Raw genomic sequence first — 21,638 nt, forward strand, 5'->3', positions numbered from 1 at the left:
ACGTCTCCCGATGGACCAGAAGCGCCTGTTCGCCGCGATCGCGCTCTCGATCGGCATCCTGCTGATCTTCGACGTGTGGAACCGCACGAACACCCCGCCGACGCCGCCGCGCCCGCAGCAGCAACAGGCCCAGACGACCACGCCAGCGGTGCCCGCGCCTTCGGCCGGCACACCCGCGCCGGCCACCGGCGCGCCGGGCGATCAGGCCGCCGCGCCCGCCACCCCGCGCCCGCCCGCTGCACGCGTTGCCATCGAGAACCCGCGCGTCGCCGGCAGCATCAACCTGCGCGGCGCGCGCATCGACGACCTGGTGCTGACCACCTATCGCGAGACGCTGGCGCCGAATTCCCCGCAGGTGCGCCTGCTGGACCGCCGCGATTCCTTGAACCCCTATTTCGCCCAGTGGGGCTGGACCGCCGCCGACGGCCGCACGCGCGTGCCGGACAACGAGACCGACTGGACCGCGACCGGCGGCCCGCTTGCCCCCGGCCGCCCGGTGACGCTGACCTGGGACAACGGCCAGGGCCAGGTCTTCGAGATCGTCCTCAGCCTCGATGCCGAATACATGGTCACGGCCGAACAGCGCGTGCGGAACGACGGCAGCGAGCCCGTCTCCCTCCTGCCCTGGGCGCGCGTGCGCCGCGAGCACACGCCGCAGACTGCCGGCTTCTACATCCTGCATGAAGGCTTCACCGGCGTGCTCGGCGGCCGCCTGCGGGAAGTGACCTACAGCGACGCGAAGTCCGAAGGCGCGCGTCGTGGCGGCATCGCGATGGAGCAGGAGACGACCGGCGGCTGGGCCGGCTTCACCGACAAGTACTGGCTCGCCGCCATCATGCCGGCCGCTCCGGACCAGACGCTGCGCACCGCCTACCGCCATGCGAACGACGGCGGCGGCGCCGCGGGCGACCGCTGGCAGGTGGACATGGCGCTGCCCGCGCCTGTCTCCCTCGCGCCGGGCGCATCGACCCAGATGGCCACGCGCCTGTTCGCCGGCGCGAAGGAGGTCCATCTCCTCGACAGCTACATGAACCGGCTGAACATCACCGACTTCGACAAGGCGATCGACTTCGGCTGGTTCTACTTCCTGGTGAAGCCCTTCTTCCTGGCGCTGGACTGGATCTTCCGCCTGACCGGGAACTTCGGCGTCGCCATCCTGATCTTCACCGTGCTGATCAAGGCGGCCTTCTTCCCGCTGGCCAACAAGGCCTACCACTCGATGGCGCGGATGAAGGCGCTCGCGCCCAAGATGACCGAGATCAAGGAGCGCTATAAGGACGATCCGCAGAAGGCGCAGTCCGAGATGATGGCGCTGTACCGGACGGAGAAGGTAAACCCCGCCTCCGGCTGCCTGCCCATCCTCATCCAGATCCCGGTCTTCTTCGCGCTCTACAAGGCGCTGTTCGTCACCATCGAGATGCGGCACCAGCCCTTCTTCGGCTGGATCCACGACCTCTCGGCGCCGGATCCGACGAACCTGTTCAACCTGTTCGGCCTGCTGCCCTTCCAGCCGGAGCAATGGAGCCACTTCCTGCACATGCCCGCCTGGGCCGTGATCATGGGCATCACCATGTTCGTGCAGCAGAAGTTGAACCCGCCGCCGCCGGATCCGATCCAGGCGAAGATCTTCCAGTGGATGCCGATCATCTTCACCTTCATGCTCGCGAGCATGCCGTCGGGGCTGATCATCTACTGGGCGTGGAACAACACGCTGTCGATCGGGCAGCAATACTACATCATGCGCCACGACCGGGCCGCGGCGAAGGCCGCCAAGGCCACCGGCAAGGCGAAGTAGGACCTGGCGGGGGAGGAATCCTCCCCCGCGCCGCGCCCGGCGAGAGGACCACCATGACCGGACTTGCCGAGGCACGTGACGACGCCGAGCGCGATGCCCTCATCGAAGCGGGGCGGCTGCTCTTCGCGCGCCCCTGCACCTTCTTCTACGCGGCGCAGAAGTCGGACCAGTTGCCGCCGCCCGGCCTGCCCGAGGTCGCCTTCTGCGGCCGCTCGAATGTCGGCAAGTCGTCGCTGATCAACGCGCTGACAGGGCAGAAGGCGCTCGCGCGCGTGTCCCAGACGCCGGGGCGCACGCGGCAGCTCAACTTCTTCAACCTGGCCGAACGCCTCGTCCTCGTCGACCTGCCCGGCTATGGCTACGCCAAGGCGTCGAAGGACATGCAGCGCGACTGGCAGGGCGTCATGTTCGACTACCTGCGCGGTCGGCCGAACCTGATGCGCGTCATCCTGCTGCTCGACGCGCGGATCGAGACAAAGGCCGCCGACCGCGCCGCGATGGACCTGCTGAACGTCGCCGCCGTCGCCTTCCAGATCGTGCTGACCAAGGCCGACGATGTCGGGCCGCAGAAGCTCGCCGCACGGTTCGAGGAGGCGAAGGACCTCGCGCGCAAGCACACCGCGGCGCATCCGCTGGTGCTGGTGACGAGCAGCGAGACCGGGCAAGGCATCCCGGAACTGCGCGCCGAGATCGCGTCGCTGGCGGCGTGACGCGGGTCGGGGGAGGGCCCTGCTCTCCCCGAGCCCCCACCCGCCAGAGGCCGAAAGGCCTCTGGACACCAGGACTTGATCGGGGATTTCGGGGAGGGGCATCGCGGGTGCATCCTTCGCGACGCGCGCGCCATGCCGCTCCCCGACATCCCCGATGAAGTTCGAGGTTTCCAAAGGCCCTTAGGCCTTTGGTGGGGTGAGGTCCGGAGAGGGGCAAAGCCCCTCTCCGTCTGACGCCATCACGGCCGCGCCAGGTTCTCCCGCAGCGTCGCCCCCGCGTACTCCTTCCGGAACAGCCCTCGCCGCTGCAGTTCCGGCACCACCAGCCGGCAGAATTCCTCGAACATCCGGGGATGCACGGTCGGCGTGATGATGAAGCCGTCGCAGGCGCCGGAGGTGAAGTAGTCCTCCAGCGTGTCCGCCACCGTCTGCGGCGTGCCGACCAGCAGCCCGCGCGGCTTCTGCGTCGCCTCGGTGAAGGTCAGTCTTTCCTGCAGCATCACCTGCATCACGCGGTCGATCGATCCGCTGATGCCCTGGTTGCCCATCGCCGCGGCGAAGCTGGTCACGTCCTGGTGCTTGGACAGGTCCGCACCCATCAGGGAGGAATTCAGCATCTGCTGCGCCTCGGGATCGATGAGCGATTGCAGGTACTCGTACCTCTCCTGCGCAATGCTCTCGGTCTCGCCGATCACGGTCATGAAGCTCGGCAGGATCTTGCAATCCTCGGGCGCGCGGCCGTGCTTCGCCATGCGCGCCTTCACATCTGTGGTGAAGGCCAGGGTATCGGCCTTGCTGTGGGGCGTGCAGAAGATCAGTTCGGCCCAGCGCGCGGCGAAGTCGCGGCCGCGATCGGACGATCCCGCCTGCATGAACACCGGGCGGACCTGCGGGGAACGCGGCATGGCGAGCGGCCCGCGCGTCTTCACCCATTTGCCTTCAAAATTCGTGTAGCGGACCTTGGACGGGTCGATGAAGACGCCGCCCTGCTTGTCCAGCACGAAGGCGTCCTCGTCCCAGGACTCCCACAGCGCGATGCAGGCCGCGAGCACCTCATCGGCGCGATCGTAGCGTTCGTTCTTGCCGGGGATGCCGTCCATCCCGAAGTTCTTCGCCTCGAGGTTGGTCGCCGAGGTGACGATGTTCCACGCCATCCGCCCGGCCGTCAGCAGGTCGAGCGAGGCGAGGGTCCGCGCGATCCAGTAGGGATGCAGGAAGGTCGTGGAGAGCGTCGCGCCGAGGCCGAGATGCTTCGTCACCCGCGCCATGACCGGCAGCACCACCAGCGGATCGAGATACGAGGTCTGCCCGCCGAGCCGCAGATAGGCATCGAAATTGCCGCCATGGATGTCCGGCAGCCCGAAGGTGTCGGCATAGAAGCAGGCATCGAAGCACGCTTCTTCCAGCACACGCGCGATATGCTCGTAGCGTTCCGGCCGCAGGATGTCGTCGAGCGGCGCTTCGGGGTGGCGCCAGGCGCCGGGGTGGTTCGCGGTGGGGCCGGTCTTAAGGTAGGCGACCAGGTGCATCCGGCGCTGGGTCACGGATGGATGCCTCGTGGCGATGCGGCGGCGGTAGGGGCCATGGGACCTCCGGGTGCGTGGCGGCCGTGGCGGTTATTCTGGCGCTTGGCCGGGACTATGCGGGCCGGGTCACCGGGCGGCAAGGCGCGGAACCGTCATGGGGCCGGGCGATTTCCAGCCGGCCCGATCTGCTCTAAGGGGTTCGGCCCACGGCCATCCCCGGCCCCGCCAGAACCACGAGCTGCGTATGACCGAAACGTCCGACATGCCCGACGCCATGCAGATCCTCGCCGGCGCGCTGCCTTTCCTGAAGCGCTACGACGACGCGACGGTGGTGGTGAAGTACGGCGGCCACGCGATGGGCGAGGAGGAAACCGCGCTCCGCTTCGGCCGCGACATCGCGCTGCTCGAGCAGGTGGGCGTGAACCCGGTCGTGGTCCATGGCGGCGGGCCGCAGATCAACGCCATGCTCAAGCGCCTGAACGTGAAGTCGACCTTCGTGCAGGGCCTGCGCGTGACGGACGCCGAGATGCTCGACGTCGTCGAGATGGTCCTCGCCGGTCCGGTCAACAAGCAGGTGGCCGAGGCGATCACGCGGGCCGGCGTCATGGCGGTCGGCATCTCGGGCAAGGATGGCGGGCTGATCCGCGCGCGGAAGCTGCAGCGCACCTACCGCGATCCCGACAGCAACATCGAGAAGGTGCTCGACCTCGGCTTCGTGGGCGAGCCGGAACACGTCGATCCCAAGGTGCTGCAGCTGCTGATCGGGGCTGACATCGTCCCGGTGGTCGCGCCGGTGGGCGTGGGCGCGGACGGGCAGACCTACAACATCAACGCCGACACCTCGGCCGGCGCCATCGCCGGCGCACTCGCGGCCGAACGGCTGCTGATGCTGACCGACGTGCCCGGCGTGCTCGACCCCGAGAAGCGCCTGATCCCCGAGATGACGGTCGCCGAGGTGAAGGCCGGCATCGAGGCGGGCTGGATCTCCGGCGGCATGATCCCGAAGGTCGAGACCTGCATCTACGCCATCGAGCGCGGCGTGAAGGGTGCGGTCATCCTCGACGGCCGCGTGCCGCATGCGGTGCTGCGGGAGCTCTTCACCGATGGCGGCGCGGGCACGCTGATCCGCGCCTGAGGCGTCCTACCGCGCCGCGGCGCGGGCGAGGGCGTCGATCCGCCACTTCAATTCCCCGTCCCCCACCAGGGCCGGGGCGACGGCGGTGACGCCCGGCATGCCGGGGGCGAGCAGCCCGGTCACCGCCTCGGCCGCCGCGGCGTCGATGCGCCCCTGGCGGCACATCCCGGCGATGGATTTCGCGCAGCGCGTCGCCACGGCCTGGTCGATGGCGTGGCGCGGCAGGCGCGCGCGTTCGGCGAGCGCGGCCGCGATGAAGGCGCTCTCCCCGCGTTCCGCCGCGCGCTGCAGGATCCGGTCGTCGAGCGCACCGGCGCGCTGCAGCGTCCCGGCCCGCGCAGCGGCGTCGGCCGCGGTCTCGCCGGGCCGCGCCTCGCCCGCCAGGCGCCGGGCGACGCAGGCGCGCAGATGCGCCTGCAACTCGCGCGGCAGGTCGGTGCGGGCGGCGAGCGTCGCGAGCAGTTCCTCCGCGACGAAGCCGGCCAGCGCCATGGCGGCGCGCGGCGGCAGGGCGGGGCGGCGGACCAGCGGTTCCTGCCAGGCGGTGCGCTCGGCCGCCTGGACCACCAGCGCGTCGATCGTGCTCTCCCGGATCGCCGCGGTGCCGTTGCCGAGCAGCGCGCCGATCGCGATCTCGTCCCCCGTGTGCACCAGTGCCTCGGCGACCGCCTCGCTGATCGCCGGCCGGCGGGCGATGGCGGTCAGCGTGGCTGCGACGGGCGGTGCGGCGACGAGGCCGAGCAGATCCTCCTCCGTCAGCAGGGGCGAAAGGCGCAGCACGGGGGCGGCGACCGCCGCGCGCGGGTCGTGGGCGAGGGCGAGCACCAGGTCGCGCGGTGCGGCCGGGATATCCTTCACGGCCTCGGCGATGGTCGCGGCGATCTCCTCGACCGCATCGGCGGCGAGGCGCGCGAGCGCCGTCCAGGCCATGTGGGCCAGCCGGTCGGTCTGCGGCGCGGCCAGGCCGGGCGCGATGGCGGCGAGCCGCCTCGCGAGCGCGCCGCGCACCGTCGCCTCCGCATCGGTCGCGAGCACGGCGAAGCTCTGCGCCGGCGTCGCCGGATTGGCGGCGACCGCGGCGCGCACGCCCGCATCGGCGTCGCCCATCAGGTAATACAGCGCCTCGGGCGGCGCCGCGGCGTCGGCGGCGAGGCTCCGCCGGGCTGCCGCCGGTCCCTCGCCCAGGATCCGGGCGACCTCGCCACGGCCCGTCATGCCCTGGGCTCCGCCAGGCGCCAGCCGCCGCGCCCGTCCCGCTTGGCGGCATAGAGCGCGGCGTCGGCGCGGGCGAGCAGGCGGGAGATGCCTTCCTCCCTCTCCGGGTCCCAGGCCGCGATGCCGAGGCTGAAGCGCGGCGCCCAGGGGCTGTCGAGCGCCTCCGCCGCGCGCAGCAGCGCCTCGGCGCGGGTCGCCACTTCCGTGCCCTCCGCGCCTTCCAGCCAGATCACGAACTCGTCGCCGCCGAGCCGGGCGACGATGTCGCCGGTCCTTGCCGCCTCCCTCAGCAGCCGCGCCGTGACGCGCAGCGCCGCATCCCCGGCCTCGTGGCCATGGGCGTCGTTCAGCGGCTTGAGGTTGTCGAGGTCGAGGAAGGCGAGGGCGCCGCCGCGGCCGGGCTCCCGCGCCATGCGGGCCTGCAGCGCGCCCAGGAAGGCGCGGCGGTTCGCAAGGCCCGTCAGCGGATCGGTCGTCGCCTGGCGCTCGAGCTCCTCCTGCAGCCGCTGGAAGCCCAGCACCGCGCCGAGCGTCGCGGCCATCGAGCGCAGCACCGCCAGGTCCTCGGCATCCCAGGTCCGGCCGTGGCCGGTGCGCCAGGCAGCGAGCACGGAGCGTGCCGGGTGCCGCCCCTGGTGGTGGAACAGCGCGGCGGGCAGGCCGGAGCCGAGCAGGCCGGTCCAGTCGGCCTCCCGCCCGAAGGCGCGGCAGGCCTCGGCGAGCAGGCCGGGCGGCACCTCGCCCACGGCGGCGGCCACCTCGGGCGTGGGCTCCCCAGGCACGATCAGCGCGGTGCCGCCGCAGCCCAGCGCGTCGCGCAGGCCGGCAAGGCCGCGCGCCACGGCCTCGGCGGCGGTGCCGGCGTGGCGGATCGCCTCGGCCAGGGCGTCGAGCAGCGCGGCGCGGCGCAGGCCGGCAGCGGCGGTGGCGGCGGCCGTCTCCTGATCGGTCACGTCGTGGGCGGCGCCGCGCAGCCCCGCGAAGCCGCCCCGCGCATCGCCCAGCGGCGCCAGCGAGAGCGACAGGCAGCGCGGCTGCCGCGCTGCATCGGCGACCCAGGCGCGGTGGTGCCGCACCGCCTGGCGCAGCGCGAAGGGGTTGGGCCCGGCGCCGAGCAGCAGGCTGTCCGCCCGCCGCCCCAGCAGCGTCGCGGCGCGGTGGCCCAGCACCGTGTCGGGCCAGAGGAAGGTGAATCGGCCTTCGTTGTCCGTCTCGAACACCAGGTCGGCGGCCAGGGCGGCGAGGTCCTGCCACCGCTGGCGGGATTCGAGCAGCGCGCCATGCAGCGCCCCGGCCGCCGCCGCGGCGGGCGGTACCGTCACCGTCCGGTCCCCAGGGCGGATCGCCGTGTCCATGCCGCGATGGAAGCGCCACAGCGGTGAATCGCGCGTTAGCATGCGGCGCAAAGCCGCGTTGACAGCGGCACGCCGGGGCCGCAAGGAGCGCGGCCACCCCAGGAACGCCCGAGGACGCCCATGGACGCCACCGCCCTTCAGGCCCGCATCGAATCGCTCTGGCAGTCGCGCGACCGCGTGAACCCCGGCACCGGCGGTTCCGACCGCGCGGCGATCGAGGACGCGCTCGAGATGCTGGATTCCGGCAAGGCGCGCGTCGCCCAGCCCGACGGCAAGGGCGGCTGGCACGTCAACCAGTGGCTCAAGCAGTCCGTGCTGCTGTCCTTCCGCCTGACCGATTCCGCGCCGATGGACACCGCCGCCGGCGCCTACGACAAGGTGCCGCTGAAGTTCGCCGGCTGGGGCGAGAACCGCTTCCGCGAGGCCGGCTTCCGCGCCGTGCCGGGCGCCGTGGTTCGCCGTTCCGCCTACATCGCGCGCAACGTCGTGCTGATGCCCTCCTTCGTGAACCTCGGCGCCTATGTCGACGAGGGCACCATGGTCGACACCTGGGCCACCGTCGGGTCCTGCGCGCAGATCGGCAAGAACGTGCACATCTCGGGCGGCGTCGGCATCGGCGGCGTGCTCGAACCCCTGCAGGCCAACCCCGTGGTGATCGAGGACGACTGCTTCATCGGCGCCCGGTCCGAGGTCGCCGAGGGCGTGATCGTCGAGAAGGGCGCGGTGCTGTCCATGGGCGTCTTCATCGGCGCCTCGACCAAGATCATCGACCGCGCGACGGGCGAGGTCTTCATGGGCCGCGTCCCGTCCTATTCGGTGGTGGTGCCGGGCTCGCTGCCGGGCAAGCCGCTGCCGGACGGCTCGCCGGGTCCCTCGCTCTACTGCGCAGTGATCGTGAAGCGCGTCGACGCCCAGACCCGCGCCAAGACCGCGATCAACGAGCTGCTGCGCGACTGATCCGCGCCGTGAGCACCGATCCGGTCCCGATCGCCCAGGCGCTGATCCGCTGCCCCTCCGTCACGCCCGCCGACGAAGGCGCGCTGGACGTGGTGCAGCGGCTGCTCGAACCGCTCGGCTTCGATTGCACGCGCCTGGTCTTCGGGCCGGAGGACTACCGGGTCGACAACCTCTTTGCCCGCCGGGGCGGGGAGGGGCCCCATGTCTGCTATTGCGGCCATACCGACGTGGTCCCCCCGGGCAACCTTGCCGCCTGGACCGACGATCCCTTCGCCGGCGTGGTGCGGGACGGCGTGCTCTATGGCCGCGGCGCCTGCGACATGAAGGGCGGCATCGCCGCCTTCGTCGCGGGGCTGGCCGACTACCTCGCGGCCAAGCCGGACCATCGCGGGTCGATCTCGCTGCTCATCACGGGCGACGAGGAGGCGCGCTCGGTCGACGGCACCGCGCGCGTCCTCGAATGGATGGCCGCCAATGGCCACATCCCCGACATGGCGCTGGTGGGGGAGCCGACCAGCCGCGGCACGCTCGGCGACACCATCAAGATCGGCCGGCGCGGCAGCCTCAACGCCTTCGCCACCGTGACCGGCATCCAGGGCCACAGCGCCTATCCGGCCAAGGCCGACAACCCGATCCATCGGCTGGTCGCGGCGCTCGGGCCGCTGCTCGCCGCACCGCTCGACAACGGGTCGGAGTTCTTCCCGCCGACCACCTTGCAGGTCACCGGCTTCGATGTCGGCAACACCGCGACGAACGTCATCCCGGCGGTCGCCAAGGCGATGCTGAACATCCGCTTCAACGACCACCACACCAGCGCGGCGCTGACCGAACGGCTGCACGCCGCGCTGCGTGCCGCGGGCTGCAGCTACGACCTTGTCGCGGAATGCTCCGGCGAGAGCTTCCTCACTCGCCCCGGCCCCTTCGTCGACGCCCTCTCGCGCGCCATCGAGCGCAGCACGGGCGTGACGCCGGCGCTCGATACCGGCGGCGGCACCTCGGATGCGCGCTTCATCGCCCGCTACTGCCCGGTCGCCGAATTCGGCGCCGTCGGCGCGACGCTGCACCAGGTGAACGAGAACGCGCCCGTCGAGGAGCTCCGCCGCCTCGCCGACACCTATCGCGAGATCCTCGCGGAGCTGCTCGACTGAGCGCCCCCGCGCCCCCGACGGCGGGCCCCGTGACCCGGGGCATTGCCGGGGCGCTGCTGCTGGCGCGCGGCCGCGCGGCGGGCATCGGCGCCTTCGAGCCGACGATGGAGGATGCCCGCGCCTCCTTCCTCGCCGCGCTGTTCTGCCTGCCGATCTTCCTGCTGCTGCGCGCCGGCTTCCCGGCGCCGGGGGGCGCCGGGGTGGACCCGATGCGGGGCCTCGTCGCGGACCTCATCGCCTATGTCTGTTCCTGGGCCGGCTTCGCACTCGCCTCCCTGCCGCTGACCGAGGCGTTGGGCCGCCGGGCGATGTGGCCGCGGCTGATCGCGGCCTGGAACTGGGTGAACTTCGTCCAGTACCTCGTCCTCGGCGCGCTGGCCCTGCCGGCGATGCTGGGCGTGCCGGGCTCCGTTTCGGATGCGCTGGGGCTGGTCGGGCTCGGCTACGCGGTCTGGATGCAGTGGTTCGCCGCGCGCGCCGCGCTGCAGGTCAGCGGGCTGCGCGCCGCGGCCTTCGTGGCCGTCGACCTCGGGCTCTCGGTCTTCCTCTCGGGGCTGACGGCGCGCATCGCGCTGGGCTGATCAGCGCCAGTCGATCGCCGCGTCATACCGCACGCCGGTCAGGACCAGGCCCTCGGCCGGTGCGGTCTGCCCGGCGCGGGTGCGGTCGCGGCCGTCCAGGATGGTGCGCGGCCAGGAGACGGGCCGCTTTCCGAGGCCGACATCCGCCAGCGTGCCGACCATGTTGCGGACCTGGTGGTGCAGGAAGGATCGCGCCTCGGCGGTGATCACCACCTCCTCGCCCAGCCGCGCGACGTCCAGCCGGTCGAGGGTGCGCAGCGCCGACTTCGCCTGGCACGCCGCGGCCCGGAAGGCGGAGAAATCGTGCTTCCCCAGCAGCCCCTGCGCCGCCTCGTGCATCGCGCCCGCGTCGAGGCGCTTCTGCACGTGCCACACGCGCCCGAGGTCGAGCGCCGGCCGCGCCCGGCGGTTCAGGATGCGGTAGCGATAGGCCCGGCCGGTGGCGGAGAAGCGCGCGGACCAGTCCTCCGGCATCACCGCGGCGCCGAGCACCGCGACGGGGTGGGGGCGGGTGTGGAAGTTCAGCGCCTCCCGCACGCGCTCGGGCGGCAGGTCGCCGGTCAGCGTGACCTGTGCGACCTGGCCTTCGGCATGGACGCCGGCATCGGTGCGCCCGGCGGCCGTCAGGACGGGTTCCTCCCCGCCATTGAGCCGCGCCGCGGCTTCCTCGAGCACCTGCTGGACGGACAGGCCGGTGTCCTGCCGCTGCCAACCGACGAAGGGGGCGCCGTCATATTCGATGAGGAGCGCGTAGGAGGGCATCAGCCCAGCACCGTTCCACGAGCCAGCGCGAAGCCGCGCAGGAAGGCATCCGCCTCCATGGCCGCGCGCCCGGGGCGCTGCAGGCGGGTCAGGCGCAGCGCGCCCGAGCCGCAGGCGACCAGCGCCGCATCGTCCAGTGCCGTGCCCGGCGCGCCGCCGCCGGCTTCCACCCGCGCGGCGAGCACGCGGATCTGCTCGCCGCCCAGGGTGAAGAAGGTGCCCGGCCAGGGGTTCAGGGCGCGGACGCGGCGTTCCAGCGCCGCGGCATCCTGGGACCAGTCGAGCCGGCCGTTCTCCTTGGTCAGCTTCGGGGCGTAGGTGACGCCGTCCTCGGGCTGCGGGACCGGCGCCGGGTCATCGGCGAGCGCGCGCAGGATCAGCCGGGCGCCGATCTCCGCCAGCCTGTCGTGCAGGGCCTGGACGGTGTTGTCGGGGCCGATCGGCACGGCTTCCTTCAGCAGCATGGGGCCGGTGTCGAGGCCTTCCTCCATGCGCATGATGGTGATGCCGCTTTCGGCGTCGCCCGCGAGGATCGCGGCATGGATCGGCGCCGCCCCGCGCCAGCGCGGCAGCAGGGAGGCATGGATGTTGAGGCAGCCCCGCCGCGGCGCATCCAGCATCGCCTTGGGCAGGATCAACCCATAGGCCGCGACCACCGCCGCATCGAGGTCGAGTGCCTCGAAGGCTTCGTGTTCCGCGACGTCGCGCTTCAGCCGCGTCGGCGTGCGGACCGGCAGGCCGAGGTCCAGCGCCGCGCGGTGCACCGGGCAGGGCGTCTCCTTCTGCCCCCGACCGGCGGGCCGCGGCGGCTGGCAATAGACCGCGGCGATATCGTGCCCCGCGTCGTGCAGCGCGCGCAGCGCCGGCACCGCAAAATCCGGGCTGCCCATGAAGGCGATGCGCATGGCGGCACTCCGGTATTGGTTTCCAAAGGCCTCTGGGCCTTTGGCGGGTGGGGTCCGGGGAGGGCGGCGCCCTCCCCGCTCAATCCCGCGCCTTCGCCTTCAGCTCCTTCGCGAGCTTCCTCAGCAGCATGTTCCGCTTCAGCGCGCTCAGGTAATCGACGAAGAGCACCCCATCGAGGTGGTCGATCTCGTGCTGCAGGCAGGCCGAGAGCAGCCCTTCGCCCTCGACCTCCTTCTTCGCGCCCTCGAGGTCGAAGTAGCGCACCTTCACCCGGGCGGGCCGCGTCACGTCGGCATATTGGCCGGGGAGGGAGAGGCAGCCTTCCTCGCGCGTCGCGGTCTCGCTGCTCTCGGCGACGATCTCGGGGTTCACCAGCACCAGGGGCTGGCGGCTCTCCTCCTTCTGGAGGTCGATCACCACCAGGCGAAGAAGCTCCCCGATCTGCGGCGCGGCCAAGCCGATGCCGGGCGCGGCATACATGGTCGCGAGCATCCGCGGGGCGAGCGCGCGGACCCGGTCCGCATCGGCCGTGCCGACGGGCTTCGCCTTCGCACGCAGGCGGGGGTCCGGAACGAAGAGGATCGGGAGGGTTTCGGGCTCGGTCATGGCGTCGGGGAGCGCGTGTAGACCCCGCGGGACCCCCTTGCAACCGCGGGCCGGGCGGCCAAAATCTTCGGGCGGACCGGGTGCTTCGGGCCCGGTCCATCGCTTCGCTCTCGGATGAGGAGGCCCTGGTCTTGTCCCGTCAGTCGCTCTTCGGCTCGCCCCTGTTCCTCGGCTTCGACCACCTCGAGCAGATGCTCGACCGGGTCGGCAAGAATGCCGATGGCTACCCGCCCTACAACATCGAGCAGATCAGCGAGAACCGCCTGCGGATCACGCTCGCCGTCGCGGGCTTCGCGATGGACGACCTGCAGATCACGCAGGAGGACAACCAGCTCGTCATCCGCGGCCGGCAGAAGGACGATTCCGAGGGCCGGATCTTCCTCCATCGCGGCATCGCCGCGCGGCAGTTCCAGCGCGCCTTCGTCCTCGCCGAAGGGATGGAGGTGGAGGGCGCATGGCTGGACAACGGGCTGCTGCACCTCGAGCTGAAGCGCCCGCAGCCGGAAAGCCGGGTCAAGACGATCCGCATCGGGGCGAAGGGCAATGTCGGCCCGACGCAGCTTGTGGCGGGGCCCGGCGAGCGGGAGTGAACCCCTTCAGTGCAACCGGGCCCATCGGGGCCGGATTATCCGCACGGGCCTTCGGGACGTGCCGGAAGGAGACCATGACATGACCGACAACGACATCGACCGTGACGAGATCGAGCGCGACGAGGATGCGCTGCCGCCCGAGGCGCTGCGGTCCCTCTCCCCTCTCGCCTGGGCGCGCTACGGGGTCACGAGCATCGCCTACGCCCGTCCGGTCGTGGTGAACGGCCAGCGGGCCGTGTCGATCCACGCGGCCGACGGCACGCCGATCGGCGCGGCGCCGACGCTGGCGCTCGCGAACGCGGCGATCCTGCAGCACGGGATGGGCGCGGCCTCCGTCCACTGATGCCGCGACCGGTCAGGCCTGCCCCATTTCCGGCGGCAGGCCGAGATCGGCGAAGCTGACCGCAGGATCCTTCGCCACGGCGAAGGCGTGCGCGGCGGACAGCACGTTCTGGTCCACGAACCAGGCTCCGCGACCGGGCAGCGACGCAGCCTCGCGCAACCGCGCATCCATCACCTGCGCGAGCATGCGGGCGAAGCGGCGCGCGCCGTCGGTCGGCGCCAGGGCGCAGCACCAGGCGGCCACGCTCATCCAGGGCAGCGGCAGCGGATAGACGTTCACCGGATAGCCGAGCCCGGCCTTGCGGCCGAGGCGCACCCGCGCGCTCAGGGCGAGCCCGACATCGGCATCGCCCATGCGTCGCGCCAGGAAGCGCGCCGGATCCTGGTGCCAGCGGCCGTCGATGTCGGTGACGACGACCGGGCCGCCGAAGCGATCGAGCCATTCGGGCAGGCGCAGGAAGCGCGCACTCGCGAAGTAGAAGGGCGCGTCGATGGTGATCGGCTCGCTCGACAGGCTGACCGTGAGGCCGCGCGCGGCCGTGGTGACCTCTGCGATGTCCGGCCGGCAGGCGGCGGGATCGCCCACCAAGTGGACATGCAGCGGCGAACCGGGTGCGACCTCGGCCAGGCGGCGTGCGAAGCCGGCCGCGTGGCGGCGCAGATAGAGGTCGTTGGCCACGACGATCGCGACCGGCCGCGACGCGTCGTGCCGGCCGGCCAGCATCTCGAAGCCGCCACCCTCGCTGCCGAGCAGCGGCGCATCGCCGCGCGCGGCGAGGATCGCGGGGATGCGACGCATGTCGAGGAAGGTCGGCGCGCCCGGCCCCGACGGCGCCAGCCCGGCCGAAGCCGCGAAAGCCTCGGTGGCGAGGTCCTGTTCCCCGATCGCGAAGGCGAATTTCCCGCGTTGCCAGGACCGGTGCGGTTCATCGAGACACTCCGCCCCCGCGATCATCTCGCGCGAGGTCTCGGCGCGATAGGCTGCGTCCTCCCAGAAGCGTGCGCCCTCGGGCAGGAAGGCGCTGAGGCCGACCAGCAGCGCGCGGCGATGTTCCAGCGCCTGGCCGGGCCGCACGCAGGCCGCGCGCATTGCCACTGCCAGCGCCTGGCGTGCCGCCTCGGCCTCGGGCAGCGGGCAATGGCGGAACAGGCGTCCGGCGGCGAGCGCCTTCAGCAGCCGGACCTCGTCCTGCGGCGGCAGCGACGGCGCGAGGGCCAGCGCATCGTCCATGCGGGCGGCAATGTCGCGTTCGCTGTCCGGCAGCGAAGCGGCGAAGGGCAGGGTGGGCGCGGCCATGGCACAGGCGACGGCGCGGTGCAGCCGGAAGGCGGCCCAATGGTGGCCGCCGCTGGCTGCCATGGCATCGGGCACGGCGAAGGCGCGGCGGAAGGGCGCCTCGTCGGGCCCGTGGTCGAGCGCGGCGGCGAGCAGGCGCAGCCAGCGATCCAGCACCGGCGCGCCGGCCGCCGCCGCGGCGGCCAGGGTCTTCGCCGCAGCGGCCTGGCCGCGCGCGGCCTCGATGACGCGCGCGAGCGCGATGCGCGGGGCGCGTTCGCGTGGCAGCGCCTCGGCCAGGGCGCCGAGCGCGGCCTCCGCCCGCGTCCGCAAGGCGCCCGTGCCGGCCGCGTCCAGGCGCCCTTCCACATGCCCCCAGCGATCGGCGAAGGCCGCGACCTCGCCGAGCGCCCAGCGCCGGCGCGGGGAAGCCTCCCGCGCCAGGGCGCACAGCGCCTCGATCGCCGCGGCGGCATCCCGGCGCCGGCGCGCGAGCAGGACCTCGGCTTCCAGGACATCGGCGCGCGACCAGGCGGTGGCCTCCGCGGCAATCCGCGCGGCGAACGTCTCCGACTCCGGATCGGGGCGGTCGCGCCGCCAATCCGGGGCTTCGTCCGCCCCGCGCAGCAGTGCGAGCAGCGGCGGGACATCATCGGCGGTCGGCGCGGAAGGGGCCGGGACGGGCGTGCCGCCCCGGACCCAGGCGATGAAGCGCCGCCAGGCCTTACTCGGCGGTCGGATCGATCCACCCCACATTGCCGTCGCCGCGCCGGTAGACGACGTTCAGCGCGCGCGTCGACTTGTTGCGGAACATCAGCACCGGCACATGCGCGAGGTCCATGCGCATCACCGCCTCGCCGACCGTCAGCAGGTCGATCGCGGCCGGATGCTCGGCGATGATGGCGCCATGGTCGGCGCCGTTGGGCGGCGGGGCCTCTTCCTCCTCGGCGGCGATCTCGATGACGCGCTCCAGCCCGGCCGGCTGGTCACGCTCCGGGGCGGCGGAACGGGCATGCTCGTTCACCCGCCGGCGATAGCGGCGCAGGCGCTTGGCCAGGTGCTCGGCCGCTTCCTCGAAGGCGCGATGCGCGTCAGGGCCTTCGCCCTCGGCCCGCATGGTGAGCCCACGGCCGGCCTTGAGATTGATGTCGCAGGCGAAATGCGCGCGCGAACGGTGGAAGGTGACGTTGGCTTCCAGCGCATGGTCGAAGTACTTGCGCGTGATGGCGTCGAGCCCGTCGCGCACATGCGTCTTCAGCGCGTCTCCGGTTTCGACCTGCTTGCCTGCAACGGTGACATGCATGGGGCTTTGCCCTCCTTCCTCAGTGAAGGGGAGGGGCCGCCCCGTGGCGACCGTACGCCGGGTCCGCATCCTCCGCGCGGGCCCGCCCAGGCTGGGTCGGATCAGGCCGGGACGGCCTTCTCCCGTTTGCGCTGCACCGATGACGGTATCCGCAGCGCGTCCCGGTATTTGGCCACGGTCCGGCGGGCGATGTCCACGCCTTCCGCGCGAAGTCTGTCGACGATCGCGTCATCCGACAGGACGTCGGCGGCGGTCTCGGCCTCGACCATGGCCTTGATGCGGTGGCGAACGGCCTCCGCGCTCACCGCCTCGCCCCCCGCGGTGCCGGATATCGCGGTGGTGAAGAAATACTTGAGCTCGAAGGTGCCGCGCGGCGTCGCGATCGCCTTGTTGGAGGTGACGCGGGAGACGGTGCTCTCGTGCATCCCCACCTCCTCGGCCACGTCGCGCAGGATCAGCGGCTTGAGATGCGCGACGCCGTGGCGGAAGAAGCCGTCCTGCCGGCGCACGATCTCCGCCGAGACCTTGAGGATCGTGCTCGCACGCTGCTCGAGCGACTTCACGAGCCAGGACGCGGTCTGGAAGCGCTCCGCCACCCAAGCCTTCTCCTCGCGCGACTTCGCACCCACCGTGGCGCGGGCGTGGAAGCCGCGATTGACCAGGACGCGGGGCAGGGTCTCGGGGTTCAGCTCGACGATCCAGCCTTCCTGGGGCGCGCGGCGCATCAGCACGTCGGGCACCAGGGTCGGTGCCGGCGGCGCGTCGAAACTCGCACCTGGCTTGGGGTCGAGCCGCCTGAGCTCGGCCACCATCTCGGCCATGTCCTCGGCGTCCACGCCGCAGACGCGCTGCAGCCCGCGCAGGTCGCGCCGCGCAAGCAGTTCGAGGTTGTCGAGCAGCGCGGCCATCGCCGGGTCGAAGCGGTTGCGGTCCTGCAGCTGCACCATCAGGCATTCGCGCAAATCGGCGCAGAACATCCCGACCGGATCGAAGCGTTGCATGCGCCGCCGCACCGCGGTGACGACCGCTTCCTCGCAGCCCAGCGCGGCGGCGATCGCCGCATCCGGCACGGGGAGTCGCCCGGCGGGGTCGACCAGCGCGAGCAGGTTCGCCGCGATCATGCGTTCCTGTGGCGACGCGAAGGTCAGGCGCACCTGCTCGCCGAGATGCTCGCGGAGGTTCTTCTCCGGCGCGGCCATCGCCTCGATGCCGGAGAGGTCGTCCTCGAAATCCGACCGGCCGCCGCTGCCCATGGGCGGCGTGCCGGCGTCGTAGACATTGTCCCACTCGGTATCGAGCGGCGCGGCATTCTCGGCCGGCAGCGCGTCGGACCGCGCGGCCTCGGCGGCGTCGGGCGCCTCGGGCGCGGCGGGCAGCGGGTCGGTGGTGCGGCCGGCGTCGGGGCCGGGATCGACGCGCTCGTCGCGCTCGAGCAGCGGATTGCGCTCGAGCTCCTCCTCCACGAAGGCCGTGACCTCGAGGTTGGACGATTGCAGCAGCTTGATCGCCTGCCGCAGCTGCGGCGTCATCACCAGCTGCTGCGAATGGCGCAGGTCGAGACGCGGCGCGAGGGACATCAGGCGTGTCCGTGCCGCCGAGCACGCAGCGGCCGCGCCAATCCTAGGTGCATGGCGGCGAGGTCGGCGGGCGCGCGCAAATCAGAGACTGAACCGCTCGCCGAGATACACGCGGCGCACGCCCTCATGCGCGACGATGTCGCGGGGGCTGCCCTCCATCAGCACCTGGCCGTCGTGCAGGATGTAGGCGCGGTCGATGATCTCGAGCGTCTCGCGGACATTGTGGTCCGTGATCAGCACGCCGATGCCGCGGTCCTTGAGGTGCTTCACCAGGTCGCGGATCTCGCCCACCGCGATGGGATCGATGCCGGCGAGCGGTTCGTCGAGCAGGACGTAGGCGGGATGCGTCGCGAGCGCGCGGGCGATCTCGCAGCGCCGCCGCTCGCCGCCCGACAGCGCCAGTGCCGGCGCGCGGCGCAGGTGGGAGATGCCGAATTCCGCCAGCAGCTCGTCGAGCATCTGCTCCCGCCGGTCGCGGATCGGCTCCACCACCTCGAGCGCGGCGCGGATGTTGTCCTCGACGTTGAGGCCGCGGAAGATCGAGGCCTCCTGCGGCAGGTAGCCGAGGCCGAGCCGCGCGCGCCGGTACATCGGCAGCGTCGTGACGTCGTGCCCGTCCATGATCACCTGGCCTTCGTCCGGCGTGACGAGGCCGGTGATCATGTAGAAGGTCGTCGTCTTGCCGGCGCCGTTGGGGCCGAGCAGGCCCACGGCCTCGCCCCGGCGGACCGAGATCGACACGTTCCGCACGACCGGGCGCTTCTTGTAGCGCTTGCCCAGGCCCTTCGCGACGAGCCAGCCGGATCCCTCGACCACGCGGAGCGCCTCGCTCATCGCGGTGCCTCCTGGCCCTGGGGCGCGGGCTGGATGACCGGCTGCTGGCCCTGTTGCTGCTGCTGGCCCTGCTGCGGCACGACGAGGCCCTGCACCCGCGCGCCGGGGGCGGCGATCAGGCGCGAGACGCCGGTCTGCATGTTCACGATGGCTTCCTGACCGGTCAGCGTGTTGTCCCCGCGCACGATGCGAACATTGCCGAGCAGCCGCGCGAGGCCGGTCTGCGGGCTGTAGACGCCGCGGTCGCCGCGCACGACTTCCTCGGCGGTGCGGATCTCGACATTGCCGTAGGCCTCGACGCGCTCGAGGTTCGAGCCCTGTCCGGGCGAAGTCGTCCCCGAGGCTGCGGCCGGCTGCGGCCGCGGCGCGGCGGCCTGCTGCGCGCCGGGTGCTGCGCCTTCGGCGAAATACGCGACGAGGGTATCCGCGCGCACGCGCCGCCCGTCATTCGTCACCACCACGGCATTGCCGCGCGCGACGGCCATGCGGCGCTGCGACCAGTATTCGATGCTGTCGCGCGCGGTCAGCGTGTTGTCGGGGTTGGTGAGGCGCAGGTTCTGCCCCGTCAGCACCATCACCGACTGGTCCATGTCGTAGACGGCGCGGTCGCCCTCGGCGCGGTCCGTCGCGGTGAAGATGACGACGTTGCCCTCGGCCTCGAGCCGCCAGATCTCCCCGCCGCCCGCGGGTCCTTCGGTGGGCGCGCGGGCGGCCTGCGCCTGCGCGCCGCCACGCGGCCGGTAGCGGGCGATCAGCCGGTCGGATTCCACGGTGACGCCGCCGCGCACTGCGCGGGCCTCGCCGCGCGCGATCACCACCTGGTCGTTCTGGCGCCATTCGATGCCGTCGACGGCGGTCACCTCGACCGGGCCGCCCTGGCTGAGGTCGATGTTCTGCGCCGCGGCCGCGCCGGCGAGCAGCGCGAGGCCTAGGCCGATCAGCGGTGCCTTCACTGCCCGCCCTCCAGGATGGCGCGGGCGCGGCCGGTGAAGACCACGACCTGGCCGCGGTCGGTCAGGCGGAAGCCCTCGCTGGTCAGGGTCCCGAAGGGCCCCTGCGCGGCGACCGGCTTGTCGCCCGACGCCGAGCCTTCGTGCAACTGGATCTCCGCGGCCTCGGTGACCAGCAGGTTGCCGCCATCCTGCCAGAGAGTGACGTCGCCCGTGAGGTCGAGGAGGTTGCGCGCCTTGTCGAAGCGACCCTCCCGGCTCTCGAGCAGCACCCAGGATCCGTCGGTCAGCAGGATGTCCGCGCGGGGGCGGTCGAGATCGACGATGTCCGGCGCATCGGTCTGCGCCGCGACCGTGGCCGTGACGGTGTAGGGACGGTTCTGCTCGTCGATGCCTTGGTAGCGCGGGTCGACCACGCGCACGGCGTCCGGCGCGGTGCCGGCGACGCGGCGGAAGGACACGCGGGCGCGGTCCTCCATCCGGTCCAGTTCCGGCCAGACCGCGATGCCGACCAGCAGCGCGACGCCGAGCAGCGGGAACAGGAACTTCGCCAGCCGCACGGCGATCCGCCGGCGCGCGATCTGCGAGGCCGAGGGCGCCCAGCGTTCGCGCGAGGGCGGCAGCATCCGGCGCGGCGCGGCGGAGGCGCCGCCGGCGCGCAGCGGGCGTGCCAGCGGTTCGCGCGGTTCCTCGCGGCGGGTCACGCGACGCCCGCCCGCAGCAGGTCGTGCACGTGCAGGATGCCGACCGGCCGCCGCGCCTCGTCCACCACGAACAGGGTGGTGATGGCGCGCGCATTCATCTCGCGCAGTGCCTCGACCGCGAGCGTGTCGGGCGTGACGGTGCGCGGGGCGCGCGTCATCACCTGTTCGGCCGTGCGGGTCAGCAGTGCGCCGCCGCCCCCGGCCTCGAGCCCCCGGCGCAGGTCGCCGTCGGTGATGATGCCGAGCAGCGTGCCGTCGGCGCCCTGCACGCCAAGGCAGCCGAAGCGCCGCGCCGTCATGGCCACGATCGCCTTGTCCATCGGCGTGCCGGGCGGGGCGAGGGGCAGTTCCTCACCGCCGTGCATCAGGTCCTTCACGCGCGACAGCCGCGCGCCGAGCTTGCCGCCCGGGTGGAAGACGCGGAAATCGGCCGCCGTGAAGCCGCGACGCGTCAGCAGCGCGACGGAGATCGCGTCGCCCAGGGCCAGTTGCATCGTCGTGGACGTCGTCGGCGCGAGGCCCATCGGGCAGGCCTCCGGCGCCTCGGGCAGCACCAGCGCGACATCGGCGGCGCGGGCCAGCGTGCTGCCTGCGCGGCCGGTGATGCCGACCAGCGGCAGGCCGAACCGCTTCGCGTGGCCAACCAGGTCGGCGAGTTCCGGCGTCTCGCCCGAATTCGACAGGGCCAGCACGGCGTCGCCCGCGACGATCATGCCCAGGTCGCCATGCGAGGCCTCGGCCGGATGGACGAAGAGCGCGGGCGTGCCGGTGGAGGCGAGCGTTGCCGCGATCTTGCGCGCGACATGCCCCGATTTGCCCATTCCCGAGACGACGACGCGGCCGCTGGCGCCGGCCAGCAGCGTGCAGGCCTGGGCGAAGCGGTCGTCGAGCGACTCGGCGAGGGCGGCCAGCGCCTCCGATTCCAGGGTCAGGACACGGCGGGCGGCGACGAGGTCGGGGTGCAGGGACGGGGCGTTCACCCCGCCTGTATGGTGCCCGGACTCGGGCGGGTCAACCAAAGCCGCCATTGCCGAACAAGAATCGTGCCAGAACAGGGGTCCATGTCATCAGCGTGGCGGCGGCGCGCTGCCCGGCGCGACCCAGATCCCCGCCGGCGGCCCCCAGGGCTGGGCGGGCTGGATGGTCGGGTCGGGTGGGCAGGGCGGGCGGAGCGCGCTGCAATCCCAGGCGAAGCGGTCGGGCCGACCGGTCAGTTGCCCGCCGCGCTCGAAGCGGCAGGCGCACAGCGTACCGGCCATGCAGGCGACCTGCCCCTCCCGCGCCGGGCTGCAGACCGGGGGCGACTGGGCCGCGGCGGGCAGGGCGAGGACGAGGCAAAGGAAAAGGCTGGCGCGCATGCCCCGCA

The 21,638-nt window shown here is 72.4% G+C and carries 22 protein-coding genes; 8 read left to right on the forward strand and 14 right to left on the reverse strand.

The window, feature by feature from the left end; translation table 11 throughout:
- The first annotated feature begins 10 nt into the window (after positions 1 to 10).
- Together yidC and yihA are read left to right on the forward strand one after the other, a co-directional pair.
- Positions 11 to 1,795, forward strand: a complete 1,785-nt coding sequence (yidC, locus tag GWK15_RS19260; protein WP_168043004.1) for a membrane protein insertase YidC — start codon at positions 11 to 13, stop codon at positions 1,793 to 1,795.
- Between the two features lie 53 nt (positions 1,796 to 1,848).
- Positions 1,849 to 2,505 carry a ribosome biogenesis GTP-binding protein YihA/YsxC gene (yihA, locus tag GWK15_RS19265; RefSeq protein WP_168043005.1) on the forward strand — a complete coding sequence of 219 codons (657 nt, stop codon included), beginning with the start codon at positions 1,849 to 1,851 and terminating at the stop codon, positions 2,503 to 2,505.
- Between the two features lie 239 nt (positions 2,506 to 2,744).
- Here the strand turns inward: yihA and GWK15_RS19270 are convergent, their stop codons facing one another.
- Positions 2,745 to 4,049 carry an LLM class flavin-dependent oxidoreductase gene (locus GWK15_RS19270; protein WP_211844100.1) on the reverse strand — a complete coding sequence of 435 codons (1,305 nt, stop codon included), beginning with the start codon at positions 4,047 to 4,049 and terminating at the stop codon, positions 2,745 to 2,747.
- A 226-nt stretch (positions 4,050 to 4,275) separates the two neighbouring features.
- Between GWK15_RS19270 and argB the strand changes: the two genes are divergently transcribed.
- Positions 4,276 to 5,166 (forward strand): acetylglutamate kinase, encoded by an 891-nt coding sequence (gene argB, locus GWK15_RS19275; protein WP_168043006.1) that lies wholly within the window; start codon positions 4,276 to 4,278, stop codon positions 5,164 to 5,166.
- Positions 5,167 to 5,172: 6 nt separating this feature from the next.
- On the opposite strand, the gene GWK15_RS19280 is transcribed toward argB, so the two are convergent.
- Positions 5,173 to 6,381: a DUF2336 domain-containing protein gene (locus GWK15_RS19280; protein ID WP_168043007.1), complete on the reverse strand. Its 1,209-nt coding sequence runs from the start codon at positions 6,379 to 6,381 to the stop codon at positions 5,173 to 5,175.
- Entirely contained in the window at positions 6,378 to 7,778 is a 1,401-nt protein-coding gene (locus GWK15_RS19285; RefSeq protein ID WP_168043008.1) for a GGDEF domain-containing protein, read from the reverse strand. The genes GWK15_RS19280 and GWK15_RS19285 overlap by 4 nt, the downstream gene beginning before the upstream one ends.
- Before the next feature lie 78 nt (positions 7,779 to 7,856).
- On the opposite strand from GWK15_RS19285, the gene dapD reads away from it, so the two are divergent.
- Genes dapD through GWK15_RS19300 form a run of 3 tightly spaced genes read left to right on the forward strand, consistent with a single transcriptional unit; the run spans position 7,857 to position 10,422 of the window.
- Complete coding sequence (gene dapD / locus GWK15_RS19290; RefSeq protein WP_168043009.1) at positions 7,857 to 8,693, forward strand: 2,3,4,5-tetrahydropyridine-2,6-dicarboxylate N-succinyltransferase; 837 nt, start codon at positions 7,857 to 7,859, stop codon at positions 8,691 to 8,693.
- Positions 8,694 to 8,701: 8 nt separating this feature from the next.
- Positions 8,702 to 9,841, forward strand: a complete 1,140-nt coding sequence (dapE, locus tag GWK15_RS19295) for a succinyl-diaminopimelate desuccinylase (RefSeq protein WP_338147289.1) — start codon at positions 8,702 to 8,704, stop codon at positions 9,839 to 9,841.
- Between the two features lie 29 nt (positions 9,842 to 9,870).
- Complete coding sequence (locus tag GWK15_RS19300; protein WP_168043010.1) at positions 9,871 to 10,422, forward strand: hypothetical protein; 552 nt, start codon at positions 9,871 to 9,873, stop codon at positions 10,420 to 10,422.
- Here GWK15_RS19300 and truA read toward each other — a convergent pair whose 3' ends face one another.
- The 3 genes from truA to def all read right to left on the reverse strand — a co-directional run bounded on the left by truA (position 10,423) and on the right by def (position 12,696).
- On the reverse strand, positions 10,423 to 11,184 hold the full coding sequence (gene truA, locus GWK15_RS19305; protein WP_168043011.1) for a tRNA pseudouridine(38-40) synthase TruA: 762 nt from the start codon (positions 11,182 to 11,184) through the stop codon (positions 10,423 to 10,425).
- Positions 11,184 to 12,089 (reverse strand): methionyl-tRNA formyltransferase, encoded by a 906-nt coding sequence (fmt, locus tag GWK15_RS19310; RefSeq protein WP_168043012.1) that lies wholly within the window; start codon positions 12,087 to 12,089, stop codon positions 11,184 to 11,186. The genes truA and fmt overlap by 1 nt, the downstream gene beginning before the upstream one ends.
- A 79-nt stretch (positions 12,090 to 12,168) precedes the next feature.
- Positions 12,169 to 12,696, reverse strand: a complete 528-nt coding sequence (gene def / locus GWK15_RS19315) for a peptide deformylase (RefSeq protein ID WP_168043013.1) — start codon at positions 12,694 to 12,696, stop codon at positions 12,169 to 12,171.
- Between the two features lie 191 nt (positions 12,697 to 12,887).
- Here def and GWK15_RS19320 point away from each other — a divergent pair, with 191 nt between their 5' ends.
- Both GWK15_RS19320 and GWK15_RS19325 read left to right on the forward strand, forming a co-directional pair.
- Positions 12,888 to 13,286: an Hsp20 family protein gene (locus GWK15_RS19320; RefSeq protein WP_168043056.1), complete on the forward strand. Its 399-nt coding sequence runs from the start codon at positions 12,888 to 12,890 to the stop codon at positions 13,284 to 13,286.
- Between the two features lie 79 nt (positions 13,287 to 13,365).
- Complete coding sequence (locus GWK15_RS19325) at positions 13,366 to 13,629, forward strand: DUF1150 domain-containing protein (protein ID WP_245211754.1); 264 nt, start codon at positions 13,366 to 13,368, stop codon at positions 13,627 to 13,629.
- A 12-nt stretch (positions 13,630 to 13,641) separates the two neighbouring features.
- Here GWK15_RS19325 and GWK15_RS19330 read toward each other — a convergent pair whose 3' ends face one another.
- The 8 genes from GWK15_RS19330 to GWK15_RS19365 all read right to left on the reverse strand — a co-directional run bounded on the left by GWK15_RS19330 (position 13,642) and on the right by GWK15_RS19365 (position 21,630).
- Positions 13,642 to 15,660, reverse strand: coding sequence for a hypothetical protein (locus GWK15_RS19330; RefSeq protein ID WP_168043014.1), 2,019 nt, complete (start codon positions 15,658 to 15,660; stop codon positions 13,642 to 13,644).
- On the reverse strand, positions 15,629 to 16,207 hold the full coding sequence (gene hpf / locus GWK15_RS19335; protein WP_168043015.1) for a ribosome hibernation-promoting factor, HPF/YfiA family: 579 nt from the start codon (positions 16,205 to 16,207) through the stop codon (positions 15,629 to 15,631). Before hpf ends, GWK15_RS19330 begins: the two co-directional genes overlap by 32 nt.
- Before the next feature lie 101 nt (positions 16,208 to 16,308).
- The gene (gene rpoN / locus GWK15_RS19340) at positions 16,309 to 17,784 is read right to left on the reverse strand and encodes an RNA polymerase factor sigma-54 (protein WP_168043016.1); all 1,476 of its coding nucleotides are present in this window, start codon (positions 17,782 to 17,784) and stop codon (positions 16,309 to 16,311) included.
- 81 nt (positions 17,785 to 17,865) lie between these two features.
- Positions 17,866 to 18,618 (reverse strand): LPS export ABC transporter ATP-binding protein, encoded by a 753-nt coding sequence (lptB, locus tag GWK15_RS19345; protein ID WP_168043017.1) that lies wholly within the window; start codon positions 18,616 to 18,618, stop codon positions 17,866 to 17,868.
- Positions 18,615 to 19,571: an LptA/OstA family protein gene (locus GWK15_RS19350; protein ID WP_168043018.1), complete on the reverse strand. Its 957-nt coding sequence runs from the start codon at positions 19,569 to 19,571 to the stop codon at positions 18,615 to 18,617. The genes lptB and GWK15_RS19350 overlap by 4 nt, the downstream gene beginning before the upstream one ends.
- The gene (gene lptC / locus GWK15_RS19355; protein WP_338147290.1) at positions 19,568 to 20,272 is read right to left on the reverse strand and encodes an LPS export ABC transporter periplasmic protein LptC; all 705 of its coding nucleotides are present in this window, start codon (positions 20,270 to 20,272) and stop codon (positions 19,568 to 19,570) included. The genes GWK15_RS19350 and lptC overlap by 4 nt, the downstream gene beginning before the upstream one ends.
- A complete protein-coding gene (locus tag GWK15_RS19360; RefSeq protein ID WP_338147291.1) occupies positions 20,269 to 21,252 on the reverse strand; it encodes a KpsF/GutQ family sugar-phosphate isomerase in 984 nt (327 codons plus the stop codon). Before GWK15_RS19360 ends, lptC begins: the two co-directional genes overlap by 4 nt.
- An 87-nt stretch (positions 21,253 to 21,339) precedes the next feature.
- Positions 21,340 to 21,630, reverse strand: coding sequence for a hypothetical protein (locus tag GWK15_RS19365; RefSeq protein ID WP_168043020.1), 291 nt, complete (start codon positions 21,628 to 21,630; stop codon positions 21,340 to 21,342).
- Positions 21,631 to 21,638 lie beyond the last annotated feature (8 nt).

The sequence above is a fragment of the Neoroseomonas oryzicola genome, assembly GCF_012163135.1.
In the GTDB taxonomy this organism is placed as follows: domain Bacteria; phylum Pseudomonadota; class Alphaproteobacteria; order Acetobacterales; family Acetobacteraceae; genus Neoroseomonas; species Neoroseomonas oryzicola.

Excerpts from the sequence above, each read along its gene's own strand:
- GWK15_RS19280 (WP_168043007.1), bottom strand. The coding sequence starts at position 6,381 with ATGACGGGCCGTGGCGAGGTCGCCCGGATCCTGGGCGAGGGACCGGCG.
- hpf (WP_168043015.1), bottom strand. The coding sequence starts at position 16,207 with ATGCATGTCACCGTTGCAGGCAAGCAGGTCGAAACCGGAGACGCGCTG.
- def (WP_168043013.1), bottom strand. The coding sequence starts at position 12,696 with ATGACCGAGCCCGAAACCCTCCCGATCCTCTTCGTTCCGGACCCCCGC.
- GWK15_RS19330 (WP_168043014.1), bottom strand. The coding sequence starts at position 15,660 with ATGTGGGGTGGATCGATCCGACCGCCGAGTAAGGCCTGGCGGCGCTTC.
- GWK15_RS19365 (WP_168043020.1), bottom strand. The coding sequence starts at position 21,630 with ATGCGCGCCAGCCTTTTCCTTTGCCTCGTCCTCGCCCTGCCCGCCGCG.
- rpoN (WP_168043016.1), bottom strand. The coding sequence starts at position 17,784 with ATGTCCCTCGCGCCGCGTCTCGACCTGCGCCATTCGCAGCAGCTGGTG.
- dapD (WP_168043009.1), top strand. The coding sequence starts at position 7,857 with ATGGACGCCACCGCCCTTCAGGCCCGCATCGAATCGCTCTGGCAGTCG.
- yihA (WP_168043005.1), top strand. The coding sequence starts at position 1,849 with ATGACCGGACTTGCCGAGGCACGTGACGACGCCGAGCGCGATGCCCTC.
- lptB (WP_168043017.1), bottom strand. The coding sequence starts at position 18,618 with ATGAGCGAGGCGCTCCGCGTGGTCGAGGGATCCGGCTGGCTCGTCGCG.
- GWK15_RS19320 (WP_168043056.1), top strand. The coding sequence starts at position 12,888 with ATGCTCGACCGGGTCGGCAAGAATGCCGATGGCTACCCGCCCTACAAC.
- GWK15_RS19285 (WP_168043008.1), bottom strand. The coding sequence starts at position 7,778 with ATGCTAACGCGCGATTCACCGCTGTGGCGCTTCCATCGCGGCATGGAC.
- fmt (WP_168043012.1), bottom strand. The coding sequence starts at position 12,089 with ATGCGCATCGCCTTCATGGGCAGCCCGGATTTTGCGGTGCCGGCGCTG.
- yidC (WP_168043004.1), top strand. The coding sequence starts at position 11 with ATGGACCAGAAGCGCCTGTTCGCCGCGATCGCGCTCTCGATCGGCATC.
- truA (WP_168043011.1), bottom strand. The coding sequence starts at position 11,184 with ATGCCCTCCTACGCGCTCCTCATCGAATATGACGGCGCCCCCTTCGTC.
- GWK15_RS19325 (WP_245211754.1), top strand. The coding sequence starts at position 13,366 with ATGACCGACAACGACATCGACCGTGACGAGATCGAGCGCGACGAGGAT.
- argB (WP_168043006.1), top strand. The coding sequence starts at position 4,276 with ATGACCGAAACGTCCGACATGCCCGACGCCATGCAGATCCTCGCCGGC.